Annotated in this window: 24 protein-coding genes; 17 read left to right on the top strand and 7 right to left on the bottom strand. The window is 69.2% G+C overall.

Annotation, left to right across the window (positions count from 1 at the left end; genetic code table 11):
* Positions 1-11: 11 nt before the first annotated feature.
* From AB0B64_RS17070 to AB0B64_RS17060, 3 genes are all read left to right on the top strand, one after another.
* Entirely contained in the window at positions 12-224 is a 213-nt protein-coding gene (locus tag AB0B64_RS17070; RefSeq protein ID WP_357956308.1) for a cation transporter, read from the top strand.
* Positions 221-1,195 (top strand): hypothetical protein, encoded by a 975-nt coding sequence (locus AB0B64_RS17065; RefSeq protein WP_358178295.1) that lies wholly within the window; start codon positions 221-223, stop codon positions 1,193-1,195. Before AB0B64_RS17070 ends, AB0B64_RS17065 begins: the two co-directional genes overlap by 4 nt.
* A gap of 73 nt (positions 1,196-1,268) precedes the next feature.
* Positions 1,269-3,512, top strand: coding sequence for a heavy metal translocating P-type ATPase (locus AB0B64_RS17060; protein WP_357956305.1), 2,244 nt, complete (start codon positions 1,269-1,271; stop codon positions 3,510-3,512).
* A gap of 71 nt (positions 3,513-3,583) precedes the next feature.
* On the opposite strand, the gene AB0B64_RS17055 is transcribed toward AB0B64_RS17060, so the two are convergent.
* From AB0B64_RS17055 to AB0B64_RS17045, 3 genes are all read right to left on the bottom strand, one after another.
* Positions 3,584-3,802, bottom strand: a complete 219-nt coding sequence (locus AB0B64_RS17055) for a hypothetical protein (RefSeq protein WP_357956304.1) — start codon at positions 3,800-3,802, stop codon at positions 3,584-3,586.
* Positions 3,803-3,970: 168 nt separating this feature from the next.
* Positions 3,971-4,507: a hypothetical protein gene (locus AB0B64_RS17050; protein WP_358178293.1), complete on the bottom strand. Its 537-nt coding sequence runs from the start codon at positions 4,505-4,507 to the stop codon at positions 3,971-3,973.
* A 227-nt stretch (positions 4,508-4,734) separates the two neighbouring features.
* Positions 4,735-5,031, bottom strand: coding sequence for a hypothetical protein (locus AB0B64_RS17045; RefSeq protein ID WP_357956300.1), 297 nt, complete (start codon positions 5,029-5,031; stop codon positions 4,735-4,737).
* A gap of 134 nt (positions 5,032-5,165) precedes the next feature.
* Between AB0B64_RS17045 and AB0B64_RS17040 the strand changes: the two genes are divergently transcribed.
* The 4 genes from AB0B64_RS17040 (at position 5,166) to AB0B64_RS17025 (ending at position 7,826) form a co-directional block, all read left to right on the top strand.
* The gene (locus tag AB0B64_RS17040; protein WP_357956297.1) at positions 5,166-6,533 is read left to right on the top strand and encodes a tetratricopeptide repeat protein; all 1,368 of its coding nucleotides are present in this window, start codon (positions 5,166-5,168) and stop codon (positions 6,531-6,533) included.
* Positions 6,534-6,546: 13 nt separating this feature from the next.
* Positions 6,547-7,029 carry an NUDIX domain-containing protein gene (locus AB0B64_RS17035; protein ID WP_357956294.1) on the top strand — a complete coding sequence of 161 codons (483 nt, stop codon included), beginning with the start codon at positions 6,547-6,549 and terminating at the stop codon, positions 7,027-7,029.
* A complete protein-coding gene (locus AB0B64_RS17030; RefSeq protein WP_357956293.1) occupies positions 7,029-7,349 on the top strand; it encodes a cyclic-phosphate processing receiver domain-containing protein in 321 nt (106 codons plus the stop codon). Before AB0B64_RS17035 ends, AB0B64_RS17030 begins: the two co-directional genes overlap by 1 nt.
* Before the next feature lie 186 nt (positions 7,350-7,535).
* Positions 7,536-7,826, top strand: a complete 291-nt coding sequence (locus tag AB0B64_RS17025; protein ID WP_357956291.1) for a hypothetical protein — start codon at positions 7,536-7,538, stop codon at positions 7,824-7,826.
* Positions 7,827-7,890: 64 nt separating this feature from the next.
* On the opposite strand, the gene AB0B64_RS17020 is transcribed toward AB0B64_RS17025, so the two are convergent.
* On the bottom strand, positions 7,891-9,225 hold the full coding sequence (locus tag AB0B64_RS17020; RefSeq protein WP_358178291.1) for a hypothetical protein: 1,335 nt from the start codon (positions 9,223-9,225) through the stop codon (positions 7,891-7,893).
* Here AB0B64_RS17020 and AB0B64_RS17015 point away from each other — a divergent pair.
* Positions 9,219-9,710, top strand: coding sequence for a hypothetical protein (locus AB0B64_RS17015; RefSeq protein WP_358178289.1), 492 nt, complete (start codon positions 9,219-9,221; stop codon positions 9,708-9,710). The genes AB0B64_RS17020 and AB0B64_RS17015 overlap by 7 nt on opposite strands.
* A gap of 91 nt (positions 9,711-9,801) precedes the next feature.
* On the opposite strand, the gene AB0B64_RS17010 is transcribed toward AB0B64_RS17015, so the two are convergent.
* Positions 9,802-10,386, bottom strand: coding sequence for an NUDIX domain-containing protein (locus tag AB0B64_RS17010; protein WP_358178287.1), 585 nt, complete (start codon positions 10,384-10,386; stop codon positions 9,802-9,804).
* A 172-nt stretch (positions 10,387-10,558) separates the two neighbouring features.
* On the opposite strand from AB0B64_RS17010, the gene AB0B64_RS17005 reads away from it, so the two are divergent.
* From AB0B64_RS17005 to AB0B64_RS16970, 8 genes are all read left to right on the top strand, one after another.
* Positions 10,559-11,197, top strand: a complete 639-nt coding sequence (locus tag AB0B64_RS17005; protein WP_357956280.1) for a sigma-70 family RNA polymerase sigma factor — start codon at positions 10,559-10,561, stop codon at positions 11,195-11,197.
* A 69-nt stretch (positions 11,198-11,266) separates the two neighbouring features.
* The gene (locus tag AB0B64_RS17000) at positions 11,267-11,506 is read left to right on the top strand and encodes a zf-HC2 domain-containing protein (protein ID WP_357956278.1); all 240 of its coding nucleotides are present in this window, start codon (positions 11,267-11,269) and stop codon (positions 11,504-11,506) included.
* 149 nt (positions 11,507-11,655) lie between these two features.
* A complete protein-coding gene (gene egtA / locus AB0B64_RS16995) occupies positions 11,656-12,861 on the top strand; it encodes an ergothioneine biosynthesis glutamate--cysteine ligase EgtA (protein ID WP_357956276.1) in 1,206 nt (401 codons plus the stop codon).
* Positions 12,858-14,150, top strand: a complete 1,293-nt coding sequence (gene egtB, locus AB0B64_RS16990) for an ergothioneine biosynthesis protein EgtB (protein WP_357956273.1) — start codon at positions 12,858-12,860, stop codon at positions 14,148-14,150. Before egtA ends, egtB begins: the two co-directional genes overlap by 4 nt.
* A gap of 1 nt (position 14,151) precedes the next feature.
* Positions 14,152-14,850 carry an ergothioneine biosynthesis protein EgtC gene (gene egtC / locus AB0B64_RS16985; RefSeq protein ID WP_358178285.1) on the top strand — a complete coding sequence of 233 codons (699 nt, stop codon included), beginning with the start codon at positions 14,152-14,154 and terminating at the stop codon, positions 14,848-14,850.
* Between the two features lie 18 nt (positions 14,851-14,868).
* Positions 14,869-15,840, top strand: a complete 972-nt coding sequence (egtD, locus tag AB0B64_RS16980; protein WP_358178284.1) for an L-histidine N(alpha)-methyltransferase — start codon at positions 14,869-14,871, stop codon at positions 15,838-15,840.
* Positions 15,841-16,016: 176 nt separating this feature from the next.
* Positions 16,017-17,789, top strand: coding sequence for a cellulase family glycosylhydrolase (locus AB0B64_RS16975; protein ID WP_357956265.1), 1,773 nt, complete (start codon positions 16,017-16,019; stop codon positions 17,787-17,789).
* Between the two features lie 56 nt (positions 17,790-17,845).
* The gene (locus AB0B64_RS16970; RefSeq protein WP_357956262.1) at positions 17,846-18,910 is read left to right on the top strand and encodes a cellulose binding domain-containing protein; all 1,065 of its coding nucleotides are present in this window, start codon (positions 17,846-17,848) and stop codon (positions 18,908-18,910) included.
* 16 nt (positions 18,911-18,926) lie between these two features.
* On the opposite strand, the gene AB0B64_RS16965 is transcribed toward AB0B64_RS16970, so the two are convergent.
* A complete protein-coding gene (locus AB0B64_RS16965; RefSeq protein ID WP_358178282.1) occupies positions 18,927-19,862 on the bottom strand; it encodes a carbohydrate kinase family protein in 936 nt (311 codons plus the stop codon).
* A 10-nt stretch (positions 19,863-19,872) separates the two neighbouring features.
* The gene (locus AB0B64_RS16960; protein ID WP_358178280.1) at positions 19,873-21,057 is read right to left on the bottom strand and encodes a hypothetical protein; all 1,185 of its coding nucleotides are present in this window, start codon (positions 21,055-21,057) and stop codon (positions 19,873-19,875) included.
* Between the two features lie 249 nt (positions 21,058-21,306).
* On the opposite strand from AB0B64_RS16960, the gene AB0B64_RS16955 reads away from it, so the two are divergent.
* On the top strand, positions 21,307-24,447 hold the full coding sequence (locus AB0B64_RS16955) for a BTAD domain-containing putative transcriptional regulator (protein WP_358178278.1): 3,141 nt from the start codon (positions 21,307-21,309) through the stop codon (positions 24,445-24,447).
* The last annotated feature ends 40 nt before the right edge of the window (positions 24,448-24,487 follow it).

Here is a 24,487-nt window from a genome sequence, read left to right as displayed (position 1 = left end):
GAGAGACCGATATGAGCACTGCCACCTACACCGTCAAGGGCATGACCTGCGGCCACTGCGTCAGCTCGGTCAAAGAAGAGGTCAGCGAAGTGGCCGGCGTGACCAACGTCGAGGTGGACCTGGCCACCGGACTGCTGACCGTTGACAGCGACGACTCCATTGACCCGGCGAAGATCGTTGCCGCGGTCGAGGAAGCCGGATACGAAGTGGCGAATCAGTCGTGAACACCGCAGCCAAGCTCGGCGCCTATGTCCTGGGGCTGGCCGTCGTCTTCGGCGGCGCTCTTGGGGCGGGCAAGGCGGTAGGGCCGGTCGGGACGCCCCCGGCCGAGGATCACCGCGCCATGACGGCGCCCACCACGAGCGCGAGCGCGGGTCACGACCAGCACGCCACCCAGCAGGCCAAAAGCGATACCCCTGGGGGGCTCCAAGTGTCCGAGAACGGTTACACCCTCGTCCCACTCACCGAGGCACTCAAGCCCGGTGAGCCCGCAGACTTCCAGTTCACCGTGACCGGCCCCGACGGCAAGCCGGTCACCGACTACAAGGTCGAGCACGACAAGAAACTCCACTTCATCGTGGTCTCCCGCGACCTGGGCACCTTCCAGCACCTGCACCCCACTGAGGCGGGCAACGGCGTGTGGTCGGTCAAGCTGACGCTGCCGGACGCGGGCACGTACCGAGCCTTCGCCGACTTCTCACCGGTCGGCGGTGAAGCCCTGACACTGGGCACCGACCTGGCGGCGGCGGGCGACTACGAGCCCAAGGCCCTGCCCGGGGAGAGCCGCACCGCGACGGTCGACGGATACACCGTCACCCTTGACGGAGACCTGGCCCTCGGGCAGTCGAGCAAGCTCACGTTGAAGGTCGCCAAGGACGGCAAGCCGGTCACCGACCTGCAGCCCTACCTCGGCGCCTACGGTCACCTGGTGGCCCTGCGCGCCAAGGACCTGGCCTACCTTCACGTCCACCCGGACGGTGAGCCCGGCGACGGCAAGACCCCGGCAGGCCCCGAGATCGTCTTCTACGCCGAGGTGCCCAGCACCGGCGACTACCGGCTGTTCCTGGACTTCCAGCACGACGGCGAGGTCCGTACCGCGGACTTCACCCTTGGCGCCGGCGAGCAGTCCGCCCTCCCCAAGGCGACTCCGACGGCCACCCCCAGCGGCCACGGCGCTGATGGCCACGGCCACTGAGTGAGAGAGCGGAGCGAGAGAGCGGAGCGAGAGAGCGGAGCGAGAGAGCGGAGCGAGAGAAAGGAGCACGGTGATGACTTCGGTCACCGATGACCGGCAGAACGCGGTCGAACTCTCGATCGGCGGCATGACCTGCGCCTCGTGCGCCAACCGCATCGAGCGCAAGCTGAACAAGATGGACGGCGTGACCGCCACGGTCAACTACGCCACGGAGAAGGCGAAGGTGACCTTCCCCGATGGCGTGGATCCGCAGCAGTTGATCGCGGAGGTGGAGAAGACCGGCTACACGGCCGCGCTCCCCGCCCCTCCCAAGACGGAGGGGGCGCAGGCGGTCGCGCAAGAGCCGGAGGACGAACTCCGACCCCTGCGCAACCGCCTCATCACCTCCGTGGTGCTGGCTGTGCCCGTGATCGCGATGGCGATGATCCCGCCGCTGCAGTTCACCAACTGGCAGTGGCTGTCGCTGGTGCTGGCCGCGCCGGTGGTGGTGTACGCGGGCTGGCCCTTCCACAAGGCCGCCTGGACCAACCTCCGGCACGGCGCCGCCACGATGGACACGCTGATCTCGATCGGTACGCTGGCCGCGCTCGGCTGGTCGCTGTGGGCGCTGTTCTTCGGCACGGCCGGCACGCCGGGCATGACGCACCCGTTCGCGTTCACCATTGAGCGCACCGACGGCACCGGCAACATCTACCTCGAGGCCGCGGCAGGGGTCACGGCGTTCATCCTGGCGGGACGCTATTTCGAGTCCCGCTCCAAGCGGCGGGCCGGGGCGGCGTTGCGGGCGCTGCTGGAGCTCGGTGCCAAGGACGTCGCGGTGTTGCGCGACGGCGTGGAGACCCGGATTCCCGCCGACCAGCTGACGGCCGGGGACCGGTTCGTCGTACGGCCGGGCGAGAAGATCGCCACGGACGGCGTCATCGAGGAGGGCACGTCGGCGGTCGACGCCTCCATGCTGACCGGTGAGTCCGTGCCGGTCGAGGTCCGTGTGGGCGACGCGGTCACCGGCGCCACCGTGAACGCCGGCGGCCGGCTCGTCGTACGGGCGACCCGGGTGGGCGCCGACACCCAACTCGCCCAGATGGCCAAGCTGGTGGAGGAGGCCCAGACCGGCAAGGCGGCCGTGCAACGGCTGGCCGACCGCATCTCCGGCATCTTCGTCCCGATCGTGATCGCGCTGGCCATCGGTACGCTCGGCTTCTGGCTGGGCACCGGCGACGGCGTGGGCGCGGCCTTCACCGCCGCGGTCGCGGTGCTGATCATCGCCTGCCCGTGCGCGCTCGGCCTGGCCACGCCGACCGCCCTGCTGGTCGGCACCGGCCGGGGCGCCCAGCTCGGGATCCTGATCAAGGGTCCGGAAGTGCTGGAGTCCACCCGCAAGATCGACACCGTGGTGCTGGACAAGACCGGCACGGTCACTGAGGGCCGCATGACCCTCACCGATGTCCACGTCGCCGATGGCGAGGACGAGGCCAAGGTGCTGCGCCTGGCCGGGGCGCTGGAGCACGCCTCTGAGCACCCGATCGCCCGGGCCATCGCCAAGGGCGCCGCGGCCCGGGTCGGCGAACTGCCCACGCCGGAAGACTTCGCCAACGTCGAAGGACTCGGCGTGCAGGGCATCGTGGACGGTCACGCGGTGCTGGTCGGCCGGCCCCGGCTGCTGGAGGAGTGGTCCCAGCACCTGCCCGCCGATCTGGAGCGGGAGCTGCACGCCGCACAGGCCGCCGGTCGCACGGCCGTCGCGGTCGGGTGGGACGGACAGGCCCGTGCCGTGCTGGTGGTGGCCGACGTGGTCAAGTCGACCAGCCAGGAGGCCATCACCCAGCTCCGCGCGCTCGGTCTCACGCCGGTTCTGCTGACCGGTGACAACGAGGCCGTGGCCCGTACGGTGGCGGCCGAGGTGGGCATCGCCGAGGTGATCGCCGAGGTACTGCCCGCCGACAAGGTGGACGTGGTCAAGAAGCTGCAGGCCGAGGGCCGGGTCGTGGCCATGGTCGGCGACGGGGTCAACGACGCCGCCGCGCTGGCCCAGGCCGACCTCGGGCTGGCGATGGGCACCGGCACCGACGCCGCGATCGAGGCGAGCGACCTCACGCTGGTACGCGGCGACCTGCGGGTGGCCGCCGACGCGATCCGGTTGTCCCGGCGCACGTTGTCCACCATCAAGGGCAACCTGTTCTGGGCCTTCGCCTACAACGTGGCCGCCCTTCCGCTGGCGGCGCTGGGTCTGCTCAACCCGATGATCGCCGGCGCCGCGATGGCGTTCTCCAGCGTCTTCGTGGTGAGCAACAGCCTCCGGCTGCGCCGCTTCAAGTAAGAACCGCATCGAAATGGCTCCGAGCAGCGCGGCTCGGAGCCATTTCGATGCGCTCGGTGTGGTGCTGCCGCCTACGGCTGGTAGATGGTCCGGAAGGTGGCGCCGCTGTCCACCGACTCGTAGACCATGCCGTTCATGGCAGCGGCCAGGAGATGCTCGGCGGACACCGCCGTGAAGGCGACGGGTCGCATGGGCAGGCGTCCCCCTGGCTGCCAGGTCGCTCCCGGGTCGGTGCTGCTCCGCACCTGCCCGTCAGGGTTCACGCCGACCAGACCTTTCTCGCCGGTCACGTCCAGGAACGTACTTAACGACTTCGGTCCGCGATTCGGGGGGCTAATGCCTCGGCTTCTGCGCCACTACCTTGCCTTCCGGGTATCACGTAAACCTACTTGGGTCCGTCCTGCCCTTATCCTTGCGCTCAAGGAGGGCCAGCCTGATTTCAGCAGGCTGGGCCTCCCCTAAGACACCAGGAGCCGCAACGCCTCAGGCGGCACCTCCTCGACCGGGTCGGGCAGGGCGAGGTCAGCCCACACGAAATGGCCGAGCGCGTCACTCCCGCACGCACCCGTCGTCACCGCCAACTCCGCCACGATCGCCAGACCGCGTCCGCTGAGCGCGAACCCCGCCAGATCCTCCAGGCCTTCGAGATCGTCGTCCAGGGTGGGCTCGTGAGAGCACGGGGTGGGCTCTCCGATCAGCCACCCCGCTCCGCCCAGATCGACGACACCGACCCGCACCAGCGTCCCGAAGGCCAGCTCCACGCCGAACCAGCCCCCCGGCCGCCCCGAACGCGTGTAGAGCACGCTGTTGTTGGCTAGCTCGTTCACAATTAGACCGGCGTCGTCCTCGCGGCCGGTGCCGGTGAACAGTTCCTCCACCAGCTTGCGCGCCCGACGCACCTGCTCGGGTACGCCCGCGAACGTGTAGCGGAGCACACCAGGCGGAGCGGCGGCCCGCCAAGCATTCGCCGAGGCTCCGGTGGTTGTGTTGTGCATGGGTTCTCCCTTGTTCGGGTGCCGACCGCCGGGCGGCGGCCGGAAGATCAAGACTCCGCCCGCTCCAGCAGGCGCCGATATGGGGTCCGCCGCCATCGTGGTCACCTCTTACCGGCCGCCTCTCTCCCACGTTCGGCTGGCGCCGCTCCCTGACGTCTCACCCCGGGAAGGGGCGATCGTCACTGCCGATGTTGCTCGGCCCCGGTAGCGGCGCGGAGGTGTCACCTTTAGCACCCGCCTAGGAGGATCGGACCGCCCCCTGAGGCGTGTGGATGGCGGGGGCGAACGGGAGCCTCGGGGTCGAGGGTGACGCGGTGACCATCCACGGTGATGCCGGGGATGCGGTTCCAGCGCGGGTCGAACGTCTCGGGCAGCTCGACACTGATCTTGTCGTGGATGGCAGTGGACACTTGGGTTCCTCCGTTCGAGGAGACGAGGTGCTCCCCGAGGAGCTCGGGGACGAGGTCCCTCGGATGCTTTCGCTCCACACCTGTGACGACGTCGAGGCCGGTCTGAGCGGTCATCAGTCGACTCCTTCCGCGGACGCGTTCTCACGCTCCGTATTGGGGTTGCTGCTAACAGTGGCCCCGCACGAACAGGACCGCTATGGTCGAAGGAGTCGCAGAGCGTTTAATCGGTTTATTTATAGGGAGTTCCGATGGCGAGGCCCCCTGGCCAGCGCTCCCCGAATGACCGGCTGCGGGAGATGATCTCGGCTTCCGGCCTGGGCTATGAGGGAGTTGCTCGCGCCGTCGTGCGTGTCGCTGCGGAGAACGGCGAAGCGCTGCGCACCAACAAGTCGGCCATCGCGCACTGGGTGGCGGGCATCGAGCCGGGTGAACGCACCATCGGCTACCTCGTCGAAGCACTCTCGCGCCGCGCCGGGCGTCCGGTGACCCGCCAGCAACTCGGGTTCTTCGCCGATGAACCGCCAGCGCTCGAGGGTACAGAGCCCATCGAGACCGCGACCCTTCTCGGCCGAACCGATGTCGAGAACAGGCGCTATCTCGCTACGGCCGTCTACACCGCCGCCCACGTGAGAATGCCCCTCGACTACGACGCCGAGGCAGTGAGCAGGCTCCTCCGGGCGCGCACAGGACTGTCCCGAGTCGGAGCGGCCGAGGTAGTTGTCGTCCGGCAGATCACCAAGGCGTTCGGCGCGGCCGACGAACGCCTCGGCGGCGGACACGGGCTGTCCACCGTCGCGGCCTACCTTTCCGACACCGTCGCCCCCATACTGTCGGGACGCTTCACCGACGAAGCAACACGACGCGACGCATTCAGCGCCGCAGCCGAACTTGCCTGGCTACTCGGATGGAAACACCACGACCTCAGCCACGAAGGCGCGGCCCAGCGGTATTACCTCACCGGCTTCCAACTCGCCATCGAAGCCGACCCCGGCGCCCACGCCGCCTGGATGATGCGAGCGATCGCCCACCAAGCACTCAGCTTGACGGAACGCCACCACAGCCGAGATCTCATCGAAGCCGCTCTCAAGCGAGCCGAAGGTCGCTGCGACGGCGCGACCAAGGCGCTCCTACACATCACGCACGCAAGGTCGAACGCGGCACTCGGGGAGAAGGCCGGCGCCGCACGAGCACTTCTCGCGGCAGAAGACGCACTGAGTCGTTCCGGAGATCCGCAGCCCTCGTACTCGCTGCTCATGGGACCGGCCTCGGGAACCGTCGACTCCCACACCGCGAGAACCCTGACCGAGATCGGTGATCACCTCGGCACCGAGGCTCGCCACCGGGCGGCGTTCACCTCCTGGGACCCCGCCGCCTACCCGCGCGTCCATCTACTCACTCACATGGACCTCGGCGACTGCCTCGCCGTCCAAGCACGAGCCGACGAAGCGATCGGAGCCTGGAGCCAGGCACTCGACCTCGCCGAAGGGATGGCGTCGGGCCGCAGCAGGACCGCCCTGGCGGGAATCCGCCCGACCCTCGCCGTCTACAAACACCGAGGCGTCCCTGGAGCAGCCCTACTGGAACAACGCATCCGGCATGCGGCCACCGCCGCATGAAAGGATCGCACCCATGCCCATGCCCGGCACCGCACTGCCCCCCGCACTCGAAGCGCACACCCTCCTCGTTGCCGCCGTCATCATCCACGACCAGGAGCAGAGACGGGTACTGCTCATCCGGCGAGGACGCCAGGCGAAGTTCGCCCCTGACCATTGGGACCTCCCCGTCGGCAAAGCCGGTAAGGGCGAAGTGATCACCCAGACCGCAGTCCGCGAACTCAAGGAGGAAACCGGCCTGGTTGTAGACCCCGCCGACCTCCGCGTGGCCGGTCTGATCCACTGCGCCTGGGGCGTCGAAGCACCGAACGGCTTCGTCACCGTCGTCTTCGTCGCCAGCGAATGGAGCGGCGACCCCTTCAACGCCGAACCACACAACCACGGTGACGTCGCGTGGCATCCGGTCGACGAAGTGCCCGAGGCATTCGTGTCGACCACCCGGACCGCACTGATCAACTACCTCAACAGCGGTCCCATGGTGACCACCGAAGGCTTCTGATGTCGGAATCGCTCATCCTCGGCATCGATGACCTGCGGCCGCTGCCCAGAGCTTCACAGGTCGCCCGCACCAGCAAGGAGGGCATCCGGCTTCTCCAGGAACACCGCGACGGCTTCATCGACGAACTCTGGCTCGACCACGACCTGGGCGGCGACGACAGCATCATGCCTGTCGTGACGCTCCTGGAGGAGGCGGCCTTCAACGGGCAGCCCTTCCATATCGGAGCGATCTTCGTCCACAGCGCCAACCCGATCGGTGCGGAGACGGTCGTCCGCGTCCTTACACGGTGGGACTACCGAGTCCGACGAGCAGTCGCCTGAATCGACGGAGCCGCCCGCTTGCCAGCGTCGTGAAAACCAGGTTGGCCCAGTCCTCTGCGCCCGGTATCGTCCACCGTCCTGACCTTGCGATCGATTGATCACCTCTGGAAGGGGGCAGCGCTCGTGTCCGGTGGAAGCGCAACGACGACCCTCTGGCGTCCGACCGGCCCAAAGGAGCTGGAGCTCGTGCGAGCCCTGAACTGGCGGGCGTGGCCGCCGCGCCTGACCGAGCAGCCGATCTTCTACCCGGTTCTCAACGAGGACTACGCGATCAAGATCGCCCGGGACTGGAACGTCAAGCACGATGGTGCCGGGTTCGTCACCCGCTTCGAGGTCGAATCTGAGTTCCTTTCGCGCTACCCGGTCCAGCAGGCCGGTGGCCAAACGATCCTGGAGCTATGGGTTCCCGCCGAGGATCTCGACGCCTTCAACGCTCACATCGTCGGGCCGATCGAGGTCGTTCACGAGTTCCGCTGAAGGCCCCAGCCCACTCAGGGGCTGTCCCAGGGGGACCAGATCCCAGTGATCAGGCCCAGCCACCTCACCCTCCTCCTCGATTTACCGACCGGCCTGGCTGTGCCCAGGGAGGTGGCCTGTCCCGCGCGGCCGAGATCGCTTTTGCGGTGGGCCGTCCAGCAGACTGCGGAACCCTTTCGAGCGGTATGCCCAACGCCTCCGCCCAACGACGACGCCAGGCGAGTCCACGTTGAGCCCTGCGTTCCACGCGGGTTTGAGCCTTGCGGCGGCGGCGCTCGACCTCGGCTAGGGCTGCGCTCTCCGACCGGAGCCAGGGCGGCGGATTTCGCATCAAACCTGCCACATGCTGGGCCGACCAGCGGCCGCTACTGGGGCGCACCTGCCGGATCACATCGACCGGCAGGCTGAACAGCTCGGCCACCGATGCGTCGGAGAGCCTGGTGGCTGCGCGGATGGCCGCGTCGACGGCTGCCTGCTCGGCGCTTTGGCGCCGGGACGCGTCCGCCACGGCACGGCTTGCCGCCGCTTGGGCGGCTCGGCGTAGCTCCTCATCGGCTCGGGCGTGCAGGAACCAGGCCGGTGGTGCGGAAAGCAGCTCACGCAGGGCCGGAGCGAACAGGTGGTCGCCAAGGCGCGGAAAATCGGCGGGGAACGCATCAACAGGCACGCCGAGGGCATCCGTTGGCGCGGTCAGCAGGGTGACCGCCTCGGTTGCGAGGGGAAGGAGCGAGCCGAGCATGGCATCGAGGTCAGGGCGGGAGAGCCGGGCCGTGCGGAGCGTCGCGAGGAGTTCGGTGATACGAGGGTCATGAAGATAGGCGAGGCGACGAAGCGGACCCGGTCTGGTGCCGGAAGCCTCCATGAGCGCGGCCGCCCAGACGAGCACCTGGATCGGGTCTCCGTCGTGACAGGGCATGGCCCGTTTCAGCAGGGCCCGTGCTGCCACCGCCCTCTCCTTGTTGAGCTTGCGGGTCGCCGCTGCCTTGCGCGCTGCTTCGGACCGCGAAAGGGCCCGGGCCGCGGCGCGCAGTTCGGTGTCGGCCCGGACGAGGTCGGCGAGCGCGTCGATGTCGGCGGCGCGGTAGTAGCGGATGGTGAGTGTCCGGCCGTACTTCTGGATCTCATCGACGGCGACGGGCGCCAGTCGGTCGGCGAGGCGTTTGAAACGTTGAGGTGAAATGCCCAGCCTGATCGCCGCCTGGGTGGCGTTACAGCGATGTTCGGCGGCGAGCAGGCGTTGGAAGCGCTCGGTGTCCGCCTTCGCCGCGTTGACCGAGACGGGGTCGAATGTGCGGTCCGGCAGGCGGCGGAGCAGGCTGGTCTCGACCGCGAGCTCGACTTCCCAGACGGCGAGGCCGAGCTCCTCGCGCACCTTCTTCATGCCCAGACCGCGTGCCATGGACAACAGAGTGTCACCGGCCTACGACAGTTTCCAGGCCCGCGATCCTGCAGGGGTTCCTCACCTTCTGGCGGCGCAACGGCGAGATCCTGCAAAGCCGCGAGACCTATCACGAGGCCGCCTGTCACCTGATCTTCATGGCTTGGCTGCATCGGGTGGTCAACGGCGGCGGTGTGATCGACCGTGAGTACGCCCTGGGTCGTGGGCGCATCGACATCTGCGTCCAATGGCCCTACACAGACGCCGATGGCAAGCGCTGCTGGCAGTGGGAGGACATCGAATTCAAGGTTCATCAACCCAGACAGCCCGACCCCGTCGAAGACGGCCTGCACCAGCTCGACGGTTACCTCGATCGCCTCGACCTGAGCCACGACACCCTCATCGTCTTCGACCGCCGGCCCACCGCCCCACACCTTCTGGAGCGCAGCGCCATCGAACAGGTCACCAGCCCGCGCGGTCACGCCGTCACCCTCGTCCGGGCATGAAGGGTCACACGCCGACATCCAGGGAGTCAGGCCAGGTGACGCCGACCCCCCAGGTCATTGCTGACCAGGGGTTTTGGCGTTCCTGGCTGCTCTAATGTGACGTACGGGCCTGCAGGAGGTCGGCCAGGAGATGGAGCAGGGCCGCCGCCGTGGTCGCGGACGTGATGGCCTGCTCGCTGATCAGCCGCTGGATGCCCAGCACCGGCAGCCATTCGGCCCGCTCTCGTTCGTCAGCCCGTTCGTCAGCCCGTTCGTCAGCCTTTTCGCCGACCGGCGCAGTCTGGTCGTCGGTCGGCGTGGCGACGGGGGTGGCCTGGTAGGCGACGAAGATCACGTGGTCGCTGTCCGCGACGTCCTCGGCGGTGCGGATCCGGATCAGCGGCATCAGGGGACCGGGCCGCCAGCCGGTCTGCTCCTCCACGAGACGGGCCGCGGCCCTCTCCGGGTCCTCGTCCGGGCCGATCTCGCCGAGCGGGATCTCCCACCCCCACGTGTCGGTGACCGGGCGGTGCCGCCACAGCAGCAGAGCGCGCCCGGCGTGAAAGACCACCGCTCCGGCGGCCTGCGGTGTGCGGACGAAGGGTTGCTCCACGTGCCCGCCGTCGGTCAGTTCGAGGTCCACGACGCGAAGATCAACCCCATTCGCCGCGTAGAGCAGCCTTTCCGACCGACTCATGGGACGCTCCTCACCGATTCGCCGGGGACTCGCTCCTTCGAGCATACGCACGGGGATGACCCGGCATCCCGGGCGCATGGACGTCGGCGGGGGAGATTAGCCTGGTAAAGGCCGGGGTCGGTTCGACCTGGATGTCATTGATGTCCCGACGTCTGACCGGAGGGAAGCGATCGTGGGGTCTTTCGCGGGCGGAGAGTTGCCTTCGGATGACGTCATCGTTCCGGCCCTGCGCGCGGGCGATGAGGCGATGTTCGCGGCGCTGCTCGACACCTGGTCCCGGGGCATGCTCCGGGTGGCCAGGTCGTACGTGCCCACCGACCACGCCGCGGAAGAGGTCGTCCAGGACACCTGGCTGGCGGTGATCGGCGGGATCGACGACTTCGAGGGCCGTTCGTCGGTCAAGACGTGGATTTTCCGCATACTGGTCAACGCGGCGAAGAAACGCGGCGTACGCGAGAGGCGCACGCTGCCGTGGAGCGCCGTCAAGGACGACGGCGGCGCGATCGCGGGCCAGAGCCTCGACCCGGTGCCGCCTGGCGGTTGGCGGGATCCGCCCGCGGCATGGCCGACGCCCGAGAAAGAGGTGCTGGCCTCGGAGGTGCGCGGCCTGATCGGCGAGGTACTGGCCAGGCTGCCGCCCCGGCAGCGGACCGTGATCACGCTGCGGGACGTGGAGGGCTGCACCTCCGACGAGGTGTGCGAGATCATGAAGATCTCCGCCGCCAACCAGCGGGTCCTGTTGCATCGCGCCCGCGTCGCGGTGCGCGGGTGGCTGGCGGACTACTTCGAGTTCGCGAGACAGCCGGACTGACCTCATCCGCTCCGTGCGGCGGCACAATAGGTGAAACGGTTCATTCAGCAGACGAGGGCGGTCAACGTCGTGAAGCGCTTCACATGCGGCGAGCTGGTGGGACTCCTCACCGCCTACCTTGACGACGCCCTCGATCCGCCCGAGCGCGAGGGTGTGCACGCCCACCTGACCGGCTGCGAGGGGTGCGGCCGCTACTTAGAACAGTTCCGCGCGACCATCGTCGCCCTGGGCGACCCGCCCCCGGAGAAACTCTCCGCCGACGTGCGCGATCGGCTCATGTCCGCGTTCCGCGAGCGCCGGCGGCCATGAGGCGCGAGCCCCCCATGTGACCGCTCATCCAATTACCCGAATTCCGTGTGTAACGCTCGCGCGGTTCGTGGGTCTGTAGATGGGGCCACCGTTGCCTGCGGTGGACCGCTGGACCATCAGAGACCCATGCGCCACGCGAAGGGGAAACGATGATCGGGCTTACGGCCGAGAGTCCGCCGTTGCAGGACGCCTCGGAGGTGGTGGACTTCGCGCGTCGCTGCTTTTGTCCCGCCGCCGCGGACCTGGTGGGCGTGGAGCTGGAATTCCTGATCTTCGACCGTACGGCGGCAACGAGGCATGTCCCGCTGGCCAGGATCGAGCGGGCCATGCCCGAGCTGCCCGGTGGCAGCCGGTTGACCTTCGAACCGGGCGGGCAGCTCGAACTGTCCGGCCCGACGGGCCCGCTGCCGGAGTCGCTGGCCCGCCTGGCCGCCGACGTGGCCGCCGTGCGCGCCGCCCTGCGGGCGTCGGGGCTGGTGCTGGCCGGTGTCGGTCTCGATCCTGTACGGCCGGCCCGGCGCCAGCTGCGCCTACCCCGGTACGACGCGATGGCCGAGTTCCTCGGCGTGCCGTACGGACAGCTCATGATGTGCTCGACCGCGTCGATCCAGGTCAACCTGGACCTGGGCGAGCGGCCGGCGGCGCGCTGGGAACGGGCGCACGCGCTCGGCCCCGTGCTGATGGCGGCCTTCGCCAACTCGCCGCTGCGCGATGGCCGGCCGTGCGGCTGGATGTCGGGCCGCCAGGCCGTCTGGGATCACCTCGACCGCACCAGAACCTCGCCCGTCCCCGCCTCGGACGATCCCGCCGCGGACTGGGCCGAATACCTGCTGGATGCCCGGCTCATGCTGGTACGGGAGGACGAGCAGAGCTATCGCACCGTCCGTGACGGCTCCAGCTTCCGCGACTGGCTGAACGCCGACGGCCGGCGGCGGCCCACCGCCGAGGACCTGGCCTACCACGCCACGACGCTATTTCCACCAGTGCGGCCCCGGGGCTGGCTGGAGATCCGCTACCTCGACGCCCAGCACCCGGCGATCTGGCCGGTCTGTGTGGCCGTGACCCATGCCCTCATCACCGACGACCGCGCCGCTGACGCCGCGATGGCCGCCGCGGAGCCGTACCGACGGCTCTGGGGGGTGGCGGCGCGGTGCGGGCTGGCCGACCCGCGCCTGCGCCGGGCCGCCGAGGAGTGCTTCCGCGCCGCGCTGGAGGCGCTGCCGCGCTGCGGCGCGGGTCCCGGCCTGGTCGGCGAGGTGGCCGCGTTCGCCGACCGGCACGTGAGCGCGGGCCGCTCACCGGCCTCGTACCTGCTGGATCTCCCGAACTGGCCGAGCGACGAAGGATGGGAATGAACGACATCAAGGAACGTATCGCGGCCGAGCTCATCGCGGTGCGCGACCGGTCACTCACCTACACGGCCGCGGAGGACGACCTGCTGGTACGCCAGCACTCCCCGCTGATGTCGCCGCTGGTCTGGGACCTGGCGCACGTGGGCAACTACGAGGAGCTCTGGGTGCTGCGTGAGGCCGGGGGCATCGACCCGCTCCGGCCCGAGATCGACGACATCTACGACGCGTTCAAGACACCGCGCAAGGATCGCCCCAGTCTGCCCTTCCTGGGTCCGGCCGAGGCCCGCCGCTACATCGAGGGCGTACGCGGGCGGGTGCTCGACGTGCTCGACGCGATCGACCTGGACGGGCCCGCCCCGCTGCACCGCGACGGCTTCGTGTTCGGCCTGGTGATCCAGCACGAGCATCAGCACGACGAGACCATGCTCGCCACCCTGCAGCTGTCCGGGCAACCCGGGCTGGTGCGCGACGGTGACCTTCCGCCGGGCCGGAGCGAGGGTCCGGAAGAGGTCTTCGTGCCCGCGGGCTCCTTCCTCATGGGTACCGACACGCTGCCCTGGGCGTACGACAACGAGCGGCCGGCGCACCGGGTGGACCTGCCCGCGTACTCGATCGACCGGCTGCCTGTCGGCAACCGCGCCTACGCGGCGTTCATCGAGGACGGCGGCTACGACGACTCGCGCTGGTGGTCGGCGGAGGGCTGGCAGTGGCGGCAGCGGAGCGGCGTCTTCGCCCCGCTGTTCTGGGTCAGGGACGGGGGCGCCTGGTGGCGTACCCGTTTCGGCCGTACCGAGCCGGTCCCGATGGACGAGCCGGTCCAGCACGTGTCCTGGTACGAGGCTGACGCCTATGCCCGCTGGGCGGGCAAGCGGCTGCCCACCGAGGCCGAATGGGAGAAGGCCTGTGGCTGGGACGCTCGCTCGGGGAAGGCGCGCCGGTACCCCTGGGGTGAGGACGCCCCAGGCGCCGAGCGGGCGAACCTCGGGCATCGCGCTGCCCATCCCGCGCCGTTGGGCGCCTACCCGGCCGCGGCCAGCCCTTACGGGGCCGAGCAGATGGTGGGAGATGTCTGGGAATGGACCGCCTCCTGGTTCCAGCCCTACCCCGGTTTCCGCAGCTTCCCGTACAAGGAATACAGCGAGGTGTTCTTCGGCGAGGAGTACCGGGTGCTGCGCGGCGGCTCCTGGGCGGCCGATCCGGCGGCGGTGCGGACCACGTTCAGGAACTGGGACTACCCGATCCGCCGGCAGATCTTCAGCGGCTTCCGCTGCGCCCGTTCGGAGCTGGTCTAACGTGTGCAGGCACGCGGCCTGGCTGGGCGCCGCCCGCCCGCTCGCCGCGCTCATCAACGAGCCGGAACATGGGCTGCTGAAGCAGTCGTACGCGCCGCGGCGGCAGCGTTTCGGCATGATCAACGCCGACGGGTACGGCATGGGCTGGTATGAGCAGGAACCGGTGCGCTATCGCCGTGCCATCCCCATGTGGGCCGACGCCAACCTGCCCGGACTCGCCCGGATCGCCCGCTCGACCTGCCTGCTGGCGGCCGTACGCTCGGCCACCGTCGGCATGCCGATCGAGGAGAGTGCCACCGCGCCGTTCACCGACGGGCGGTGGCTGCTCAGCCACAACGGGCGCGTCGAGCGGGACGCGGTCAGAGATCTGGCCGACAGCGCGGAAAGCGCGTGCGACGCCGCCTGGGTCGCCGCGGCCGTGTTCCAGCGCGGGCACGCCGGGCTTGGCCTGGGCGAGGCGCTCGCCGAGGTGGTCGTCCGCGCCGGGGAGAAGGACCCCGGCGCCCGCCTGAACCTGCTCGCCTGCGACGGCGCGTCGATCGCCGCGACCGTCTGGGGCGACACCCTCTTCCATCACCGACTCCACGACGGCGTGCTGGTGGCCAGCGAGCCGCTCGACGACCTGCCCGGATGGCAGGCCGTACCCGAGCGCAGCCTGCTCACCGTCACCCGCGACGACGTACGCGTCCAGCCGTTGTAATCCACTTCAGGAGGCATCGTGCCTGTCAGCCAGTCGACCGTGCAGGTGATCAACTATCTTGACCGCGACTATCTGCGCCAGGCGCTCGAACACGATGTCAGGGCCGGGCTGACGGCCGTGCCCAAGTGGCTGCCGCCCAAGTGGTTCTACGACGCCGCGGGCAGCGAGTTGTTCTCCCGCATCACCCGGTTGCCCGAGTATTACCCGACCCGGCGCGAGCTGGCCATCCTGCGCGCGCGGGCCGCGGACCTGGCCGCCGCCAGCGGCGCGGACACGCTGGTCGAGCTGGGCTCGGGCACCAGCGAGAAGACCGTTCTGCTGCTGGAGGCGCTCGCCGCGCGTGTCTACACGCCGGTGGACGTCGACGCGGTCACCCTCACGGAGGCGGCGCACCGGCTGGCCGGGCGCTTCCCCGGGCTGCGGGTGAAGGCGGTGTGCGCCGACTTCGAGCGCCATCTGGCGCTGCTGCCGCGTACCGGAAGGCGGATGGTGGCCTTCCTCGGCGGCACGATCGGCAACCTCGAACCAGCCGCCCGCGAGGTGTTCATGAAAGACCTGCGGGCCACGCTCCAGCCCGGGGACACGTTCCTGCTGGGGGCGGACCTGGTGAAGGACACCGAGCGGCTGGTGGCGGCCTATGACGACCCGGCCGGGGTGACGGCCGCCTTCAACAGGAACGTGCTGCGGGTGATCAACCGGGAACTGGAGGCGGACTTCGACTCGGAGGCGTTCGAGCACGTGGCGCTGTACGACGAGCGGCAGGAGTGGATCGAGATGCGGCTGCGGGCAAGCCGCGACATGCGGGTGCGGATCGGCGGGCTGGGGCTGGTCACCGACTTCGCGGAGGGGGAGGAGATACGGACGGAGATCAGCGCGAAGTTCCGGCCAGAGGGGCTGTGGGCGGAGCTCGTGGGGGCGGGCTTCAAGGTGCGCCGTCGCTACACGGACCCGGCCGGGGACTTCACCCTGGTCCTGGCCGAGCCCAGCTGAAAGTTTCAGCAGCGTCGTCGGCCTTGCCCAAGGTCGGCGTAGGTGCCATGCGCTGAGGCGTGGGGAGGCTCTTGCGAGGCGAATCAGGGCGGCAGATCGTTGGGAGCGCTCCCAAGTGTCGGAGCTTGGCCGCTTCAAGAAAGCGGTGTCCATCGGTTTCGTCACGGAGGGCTCTCATGCCGATCGTGTTACGCAAGGCCTTGACGGCCGCCGCCGCTGTGGTGCTGGCCGGATTCGGCCTCGCCACCGTCCAGAGCGCGGCCGACGCCGCCGTGTCGTGTTCGGCCACCTACACCAAGAGCTGGGACAACGGCAGCGCGTTCGGCGCCACCATCGCGGTGACCAACACCGGCGACGCGTTGACCAGCTGGACGCTGAGCTTCGACTTTCCCAACAACCAGGTGATCACCCAGATGTGGGAGGGCGTGCCCACTCCGGCGACCCCCACCCCGGCGGGTGCGGCCATCACCGTCAACCCGGTCTCCTACAACGCCGCCAAGGCCGCCGGGGCGACCTGGAGTCTCGGCTTCAACGGCACGTACACCGGTGGCGCCAACACCAACCCCAGCGTCTCCTGCACGGGAACCGGCGCCGGAGGGACGCAACAGGCGCTGATGGTCTCCGCCACCAGCGTGAGCGTGCCCGAGGGCGGGACCGGCGGCTACACGGTCCGCCTGCGCTCGCAGCCGACCGGCAACGTGACGGTCACCAGTACGGCGGGCAGCGGTGACACCAACATCACCGTGACCGGGGGAGCCTCCCTGACCTTCACCACGGCCAACTGGAACACCCCGCAGACGGTGACGTTGAGCGCCTCGGAGGACAGCGACACCACGAACGGCACCCGGCCGATCACCGTGGCATCCAGCGGCTTGACATCGGTGACGGTGAACGCCACCGAGGCCGACAACGACGGCGGTACGGGAGGCGCGGCGCCCGCGCTGCACGTCTCGGGGAACCGGCTGGTCACCGCTGCCGGCGCCACCTACCGCATGCTGGGCGTCAACCGGGCCAGCGGCGAGTTCGCCTGCGTACAGGGCAAGGGCATGTGGGACAGCGGCCCGGTGGATCAGGCCTCGGTCGACGCGATGAAGGCGTGGAACATCCGCACGGTCCGGATCCCGCTGAACGAGGAGTGCTGGAACGGCACCAACGGCACCCCCAGCGGCCCCGCGTACCAGCAGAACGTCAAGGACTACGTGAACCTGCTGGTCGCCAACGGCATCACGCCGATCGTGGAGATGCACTGGAACTACGGCCTGTACACCGGTCAGGGCGCCGGTTGCTCCGACACCACGGCGACCTGCCAGAAGCCGATGCCCGACGCCCAGTACGCCCCGACGTTCTGGACCGGGGTCGCCAATGCCTTCAAGGGCAACAACGCGGTCGTCTTCGACCTGTTCAACGAGCCCTACCCGGACGCGGCCGCGAACTGGGACGCGACCGCCGGCTGGAAGTGCTGGCGCGACGGCGGCACCTGCACCGGCATCGGCTACCAGGTGGCCGGCATGCAGTCGCTGGTCAACACGGTGCGCGCCACCGGCGCCACCAATGTGATCATGCTCGGCGGGCTGGCCTGGTCCAACGACCTGAGCCAGTGGCTGACGTACAAGCCGACCGATCCGACCGGCAACCTGATGGCCGCCTGGCACACCTACAACTTCAACACCTGCTCCAACACCGCCTGCTGGAACAGCCAGGTCGGCGCCGTCGCGGCCCAGGTGCCGGTGCAGGCCGGTGAGATCGGCCAGAACTCCTGCGCGCACGACTACATCGACCAGGTGATGAGCTGGGCCGACGCGCAAGGCGTCGGGTACACGGCCTGGACCTGGAACCCATGGGGCTGCAGCCAGGGCAACGTGCTCATCACCGACTACAACGGCACGCCCACCAGCACGTACGGCGAGGGCTTCAAGGCACACCTGCTCACCCAGAACCCCCTCTCGTAGCAGCACTCGACCGGGCCCGTCATCGGGCGGGCCCGGGTGTCTACCTGGAGCCGCTCATGCGCCGCAGATCCCACCTGTACGCCGTCCTCGTCACGCTCCTCGTGGCGGTCGCCTTCGGCGTTGCCCTGCCCGCGCTGTCGGCGACGGCCCCCGTCCGGATCATGCCGCTCGGCGACTCCATCACCGCCGGACCCGGCTGCTGGCGCGCCCTGCTCTGGAACCACCTGCAAACAGCCGGATACACGAACATCGACTTCGTCGGCAGCGTCCCCGACGGCGGCTGCAACTACGGGTTCTCCTACGACGGCGACAACGAGGGCCACGGTGGCTACGCCGCGACCGGCATCGCCGACCAGAACCAGCTGCCGCCGTGGCTGGACGCGGCAAAGCCCGACATCGTCCTCATGCACCTGGGCACCAACGACATGTGGGGCGGCTTCCTCCCCACCGCCACTGTCCTGGCCGCATATACCAAGCTGGTCGGCCAGATGCGGGCGAACAACCCGAACATGAAGATCCTCGTGGCCCAGATCATCCCCATGAACCCGTCCGGCTGCCCCACCTGTGCGGCCAGTGTGGTGGCACTCGACAACGCGATCCCGGGCTGGGCCGCCGGCCTCACGACCGCGCGGTCGCCCATCGTCGTCGCCGACCTATGGACCGGTTTCGACACGGCCACCGACACCGGTGATGGAGTCCACCCGAACGACACCGGCTTCCGGAAGATGGCCGACCGCTGGTACCCGACGCTCGCGCAGGTACTCAACGGCGTGACCCCGCCGACCTCCCCCTCCCCGTCGGTGACCCCTCCGCCGGCCCGGTGCACCGCCACCTACAAGGTGATCTCCCAGTGGGGCGGCGCCTTCCAGGGCGAGATCACGGTGAAGAACGACTCTTCAACCGCCTCCTCCGCGTGGACGACCACCTTCACCTTCGCCAACGGCCAGCAGATCAACCAATCCTGGAACACCACACTCACCCAGAACGGAGCCGCCGTCACGGCACGCAACGCGAGCTACAACGGCAACCTGCCGGTCGGCGCGGCCACCACCTTCGGCTTCACCGCCACCTGGAACAACACCACCAACGCGCTGCCCCAGGTGAGCTGCTCACTCGGCTGAGGTTCGACACCGCCGCCTACGGCAGATCCCAGCGATCGAGGTACGTGGTGACGGGATGGCTCCCGCACAGCCGGGCCAGCTCCTCCTCCGTCAGCGAGGCCGTACTGGGAAAGGTGTCACCCACCTTCCAGCCCGCGTGGAGCACGGCTTCCTTGAGCGCCGTGACGGGGTTACGGGTGGCGAGCCAGCCGTGCAGGAACGACGCGAACAGCGCGTCCCCCGCCCCGGCGGTGCTCAGCACGCCGCGCGGCGCGACGGCCGCCGCCTTGATCAGGGTGCCGTCGCGCAGCCCCATGAGGCACCCGCGCCCGCCGAGGCCGACCGCGGCGATCGCGCAGCCGGGATGGCGTTCGAAGACGCTCGCCACCCACTGTTCCGGCGGGCCGGCCAGCCGTTCGTGGCTGCAGAAGACGATGTCGGCGACCTCCAGCCAGGGCCGGTTGTACGCGTCGTCGATGTCCGTGATCAGATGGACGTCGACCGCGATCGGCACGTTCCGTGCCCGTGCGTGGCCCAGCAGGGGCCGGACGAACGCGGTGTTGGTGAGCACCGCGAGATCGACGTCGCGGACCAGGCGGCGGAACACCTCGACGGGATATTCGGCGGTGTTGACCGCGGCGACGTACGGATGCCCGGAGCGCCGTCCGTCCGGCGCCACGAGCACCACGCCGAGCGATGAGTGCGGCACCTTCACCACCCCCGGCCCGAGCAGCCCGCGGGCGCGTAACGACGCGTTGATCGCCTCACCCGCGACGTCCTCACCCACGAAGGTGCACAGGCGCGCCTCGTCGCCCAGGGTGCGCAGGGTGTCGGCGATGTGGCACGCGGCCCCGGACACCTCGGCCCGCATCCAGTCGGGGAACCGCAGCGACGTGTACGGGAGCGGGAACTCCTCGACCGGCATGGCCATGTAGAGGCTGCTGACACCGGCTACGACTATCTTGGTGCCCACTGCTCCTCCTTCAAAGATGGGGTGGGGGGACCGGATCGGTCCGCGGAATGGTGAGTGGCTGCGTCATGCGCATCAGCCGGTACATCAGGCGCCGCATGTTCCGGTCGAAGCAGCCGGGGGCCGAGGTGAGCCGGGCCACGACGGCGTCGTGCCGCCCCTGCCAGTGGCCGGTGGCGGCCGCGCGCAGCTGGGCCGCCAGCGGCCCATGGGGCCGTAGCCGGGGCGCCGCCGAAGCCAGCAGCCCTCCGGCGGACTCCGGGTCCACGTCGTCCTTCGCGTCGCCCACCAGCAGGACCGGGGCGCCGCAGACCGCGCCGTACACCGCGACAGAGCCGTGGTCGCCCACCACGTGATCGGCGGCCACCAGCGCACCACGCCAGTCCGCCTCGGGCGGTATCAGGACGAGCCCGTCACGCAGGCAGTCGGCCAGCCAGGCTCTCACCTGCCAGACGCCGTGGCCGAACCAGACATTCGGATGGAAGAGCGCGGCCACGCGGTAGCGGTCGCGGGGCAGCTCGGCCAGCATCCGCCGGAACAGCTCCGCACGCCGCCCGAAAAGGGATCGTGTCCCCCAGGTCGAGGTCACCACCACGAGCTCGCGGTCGTCCTGGACGCCGAGGGCCTGGCGGTAGGCACGCCGCTCTCCGGCGCTGGCCACCAGCCGGTCATGGGAGGCGTCGCCGACGACCTCGGCGACCGCGACGGCCTCCGGACAGCTCCGCGCCAGCCGCCCCCGCTCCGCGTCGTGGGCGAGCACGATCGCCGACGGGACCACCATGCCGTCCCGGACCAGCTCCTGAGCGCTGAGCCCGTACACGCCGCGGGCCGCGACGGCGCCACCGCCCAGCCGGCGGCTGACTCTCTTCTGGTAGCCCGCGCCGTGCGGGATGACGATGATCGGCGCGTGAACGTCCTCGATCCCCCCATAGGCGGCGGACACGGCGAGGTCGAAGCGCTGTCGAATAGCCAGCCGCCACGGCATCACCACGCCGCCGATGCGCCCGAGCAACTCGCTCACCCCGTTGCCGAAGACATCCGGGGCCCTGGTGAAGACCACCTGGACCCGCAGATCGGCGGCGAGCAGACGGACGACGTCCAGCAGAATCTGCCCGGACGTGACCGTGTGAACGATCACGAGTACGGTCCGCAGGCCGCGGCGCGTCACCCAGCGCGCCGCATCCGGCCCGACCGGCACGTGGTACCCCTCTGAACAGGACATCGGGCTTTCGACCCCCCATTTCGCGTACGACGCGGTTTCGCGCCGCCGTATTCGCCCGGCCGTAATCCCCGTTTCAACGGCTCTATCCAAGGGTCCACCGCTTGCCTGGACAAAACCTTGCAACAATCGTGAAGTTGAAGAGTCAGATCAAAGGTGCGTATGGACCATTAAGCGAATGCGCGGGAAACTGGCGGCACGTGGGTCTTTAGCGGTGAAAGGACACTCGTGGAGTTCCGAATACTCGGCTCCGTGGAGTTGTGGTCCGACGGGGAGGCATGTGAGCTCGGATCGGCCAAGGAACGGTACATCCTGGCCATCCTGCTCCTGTCGCCTGGGCAGCCCGTGTCCATCGAAACCATGATCAACCGGGTTTGGGGCGACGCGCCGCCGGCAAAGGCGCGCGAGAGCGTCCATAGCTATATCGCCCGGCTGCGCGGACGCCTGAATCGCCGGTTCGGGGATAGCGGGGCACGACTGATTTCCCGTTCCGGGGCTTACCTTCTGGAAGTCGATCCCGAGCAGATCGACCTGTATCGTTTTCGGCGGCTGAACGTACAGGCGCGCGCTATCGCGGCCAGCGGCAACCCGGAGGACGCGCTGCGCCTACTCCGCGAAGCGGAGAATCTGTGGCGGGGCGATCCGCTTTCCGGCCTGTCCGGGGAATGGGTGACGCAGGTCCGTACGAGCCTGGAGAGCGAGCACCGGGCGGCGATCGGCACCCGCCTGGCGATGGAGCTCGACGCGGGCCGGCACGCCGAACTGGTGGGGGAGTTGTACGGGCTGGTCGATCAATATCCGTATGACGAGTCGTTCGTCGAGCAGCTGATGGTGGCCCTGTATCGCTGCGGTCGCCAGGGTGACGCGCTGACGGCGTACCACCGGGCCAGCCACCGCCTCTCCGACGACCTCGGAGCCGACCCCGGGCCTTCCTTGCGCGGTACGCACGACCGCATGCTCCGCGGCGATCCGGACCTGGCCGTGCCGCCCGCCCGTCACCGCACTCCCGGCGGGCCGCTCGCCGACAACCTGCCCCGCGACATCGCGGACTTCACCGGGCGAGAGACGGAGCTGAACCAGCTGTACGCCGTGTTGGATCGTTCCCCGTCGGCGGTCGTGATCGAGGCCATCGACGGCATGGCCGGGATCGGCAAGACGGCCCTCGCCATCCACGCGGCGCACAGGCTGGCGGACCGGTACCCGGACGGGCGGTGGTACCTCCATCTCCGCGCGCACGATCCCCACCAGCCGCCGCTCGATCCCGCCGAAGGTCTCGACACCCTGCTCCGGCTTCTGGGAGAGGATCCCAAGCGCATACCTGGGACGCTGGAGCCGCGTGCCGCGCTGTGGCGGGCGTGGGTCGCCAACCGCAGGATGCTGATCGTGCTGGACGACGCGGCCGGCGCCGACCAGGTGCGGCCATTCCTTCCCGGGGCACCTGGCTGCCTCGTGCTGGTCACGAGCCGGCATCGGCTCGCCGGCCTCGAAGGCGCGCGCCCGCTCCCGCTGGACGCTCTGGCGCCACCGGAAGCGGCGCTGCTCTTCCGCCGGATCGTCGGCCAGGACCGGCAGCTCGACGCGGGTGACGTCAACCAGCTGGTCCGTCTGTGCGGCTACCTTCCGCTCGCGGTCACGATCATGGCCAACAAACTCCGCCATCGGCCGGCCCGCGGGGTCGGAGACCTGGTGGCCAAGCTGTCCCGCTCCAAGGACCGGCTGGCCGAGATGCACGCGGGAGACAGCGACCTCGTCACCGCGTTCGAGCTGTCGTACCGGGAGCTGTCCCCGGAGCTGCGGCACGCCTTCCGTCGCCTGGGCCTGCACATCGGCGCCGACCTCACCGCGGGCGCGGCGGCCGCGCTGATCGGCTGCGACCTCGAGCGGGCGGAGCGCGTCCTGGAGGAGCTGATCGACCGCCATCTCGTGGAGGAGCCGGACTCCGGCCGGGTCCGCTTTCACGACCTGCTGCGCGCCTATGCGGCGGAGCGCGCGGCCGAGGAGGAACCCGTCGAGGAGCTGCGGCGAGCCGTCCACCGGCTGCTCGACCTCTACCTGTACACCGCCGACCAGGCCGATCGCGTCCTTTACCCGCACAGGCGCCGCGCCGCCGTGGACGTCACCCATCCGCCCGTAGATCCGCCGTCCGTGAGCGACCCGCGTGCCGCCACCGAGTGGCTGCGCGCCGAGCGGGCCAATCTGCTCATGTGTGTACGTCACTCCGCCGAGCGGGGCTTTCCGGCGCATGCGGCCCAGCTCTCGCAGGCCGTCGCGACGTACTTCGAACGATCGGCGCTCTGGGAGGACGCCGCCCGCGTCCACGAGCTCGCCCGCCAGGCCTGCCAGGAGATGGGCGACCGCGAGGGGGAGGCTCGCGCGGAGCTCGAACTCAGCCTGGTACGCAGCCGTACAGGCGACTACGCCGTCGCTTTCGAACATGCCCTCAACGGCCTCAGCGCTTTCCGCGCCCTCGGCGACCGGCGCGGCGAGGCCGACGCCCTGGACCATCTCGCCCTCGTGCACTGGCTGTCCGGGCGCAACCGTGAGGCACTGGCTTACGCGGAGGAGGCGCTTGGGCTGTTCCGTGCCGTGGAGGACCGGTATGGGGAAGGGAACGCGTTGCTGCATTCGGGGATCGCGCTGTCGTACCTGGGGCGTACGGAGGAGGCAGTGGCCGTCTTCGAGAGCTCGTTGGAGATCGTGGAGGAGATGGGGGACGTCGCAACCAAGGCGATGTTGTTGAACAATCTCGGGGAATTGCACCTCAACCGTGGTGATCATCGGGAGGCGCTCGGACTCTTCCGGGACTCGCTCGCTGTCATGCGCGAGACGGGGTGGCGGCAGAACGAGGCCGTGGCCTTGAACAACGTGGCCGGCGTCATGGCCCGTGAAGGGCGCCGCGACGAGGCCTTGCATTTCTATCGTGAGGCTTTGTCAACTTATCGCGAGACCGGTGATCGCCGGAACGAGGCGGACGCGTTGAGCAATATCGGGTCGATGTACCTGGACGCGGGGCTGACCGCTGAAGCGCTGATCCATTTCCAGAAAGCGCTTGCCCTTTCGGGCGATATAGGGGATTTGTACGAAACTGCGCGTGCGCTCCAGAGGATTGGTGACACTCAGCAGGCTAGTGGGCAGTTTGTCCTTGCTCGGGATACTTATGAGCGTGCGCTCTCTTTGTCCAGGGATGTGGCGGATCCCCAGTTGGTGGCGGGTTCTCTCCAGCGTCTCGGTGAGAGTCTTCTGCAGATTCATGGGAGGAGTGCGGCGGAAGAGGTGTGGCGGGAGGCTTTGGGGATATTTGAGCGGTTGGGCGCTCCAGAGGCTAGGATTCTGCAGGATCGCCTCAACGGTCACGATGTAGCGGGATAAAAGCTGGCGCCCAATCTCCTTATTGCCCTATCTAAAAGGA

The sequence above is a fragment of the Nonomuraea sp. NPDC049129 genome, assembly GCF_040648495.1.
Taxonomy (GTDB): Bacteria; Actinomycetota; Actinomycetes; order Streptosporangiales; family Streptosporangiaceae; genus Nonomuraea.
The sequence above is the reverse complement of the archived record's forward strand: the minus strand, read 5'-3'. Positions and strand labels throughout refer to the sequence as shown.

What these genes read in the sequence shown, in the direction of transcription:
- AB0B64_RS17020 (WP_358178291.1), bottom strand. Translation starts at nt 9,225, where the DNA reads ATGGCACGCGGTCTGGGCATGAAGAAGGTGCGCGAGGAGCTCGGCCTC.
- AB0B64_RS17010 (WP_358178287.1), bottom strand. Translation starts at nt 10,386, where the DNA reads ATGAGTCGGTCGGAAAGGCTGCTCTACGCGGCGAATGGGGTTGATCTT.
- AB0B64_RS17040 (WP_357956297.1), top strand. Translation starts at nt 5,166, where the DNA reads ATGGCGAGGCCCCCTGGCCAGCGCTCCCCGAATGACCGGCTGCGGGAG.
- egtB (WP_357956273.1), top strand. Translation starts at nt 12,858, where the DNA reads ATGAACGACATCAAGGAACGTATCGCGGCCGAGCTCATCGCGGTGCGC.
- AB0B64_RS16975 (WP_357956265.1), top strand. Translation starts at nt 16,017, where the DNA reads ATGCCGATCGTGTTACGCAAGGCCTTGACGGCCGCCGCCGCTGTGGTG.
- AB0B64_RS17035 (WP_357956294.1), top strand. Translation starts at nt 6,547, where the DNA reads ATGCCCATGCCCGGCACCGCACTGCCCCCCGCACTCGAAGCGCACACC.
- AB0B64_RS17070 (WP_357956308.1), top strand. Translation starts at nt 12, where the DNA reads ATGAGCACTGCCACCTACACCGTCAAGGGCATGACCTGCGGCCACTGC.
- AB0B64_RS17030 (WP_357956293.1), top strand. Translation starts at nt 7,029, where the DNA reads ATGTCGGAATCGCTCATCCTCGGCATCGATGACCTGCGGCCGCTGCCC.
- AB0B64_RS17050 (WP_358178293.1), bottom strand. Translation starts at nt 4,507, where the DNA reads ATGCACAACACAACCACCGGAGCCTCGGCGAATGCTTGGCGGGCCGCC.
- AB0B64_RS17060 (WP_357956305.1), top strand. Translation starts at nt 1,269, where the DNA reads ATGACTTCGGTCACCGATGACCGGCAGAACGCGGTCGAACTCTCGATC.
- AB0B64_RS16970 (WP_357956262.1), top strand. Translation starts at nt 17,846, where the DNA reads ATGCGCCGCAGATCCCACCTGTACGCCGTCCTCGTCACGCTCCTCGTG.
- AB0B64_RS17045 (WP_357956300.1), bottom strand. Translation starts at nt 5,031, where the DNA reads ATGACCGCTCAGACCGGCCTCGACGTCGTCACAGGTGTGGAGCGAAAG.
- egtA (WP_357956276.1), top strand. Translation starts at nt 11,656, where the DNA reads ATGATCGGGCTTACGGCCGAGAGTCCGCCGTTGCAGGACGCCTCGGAG.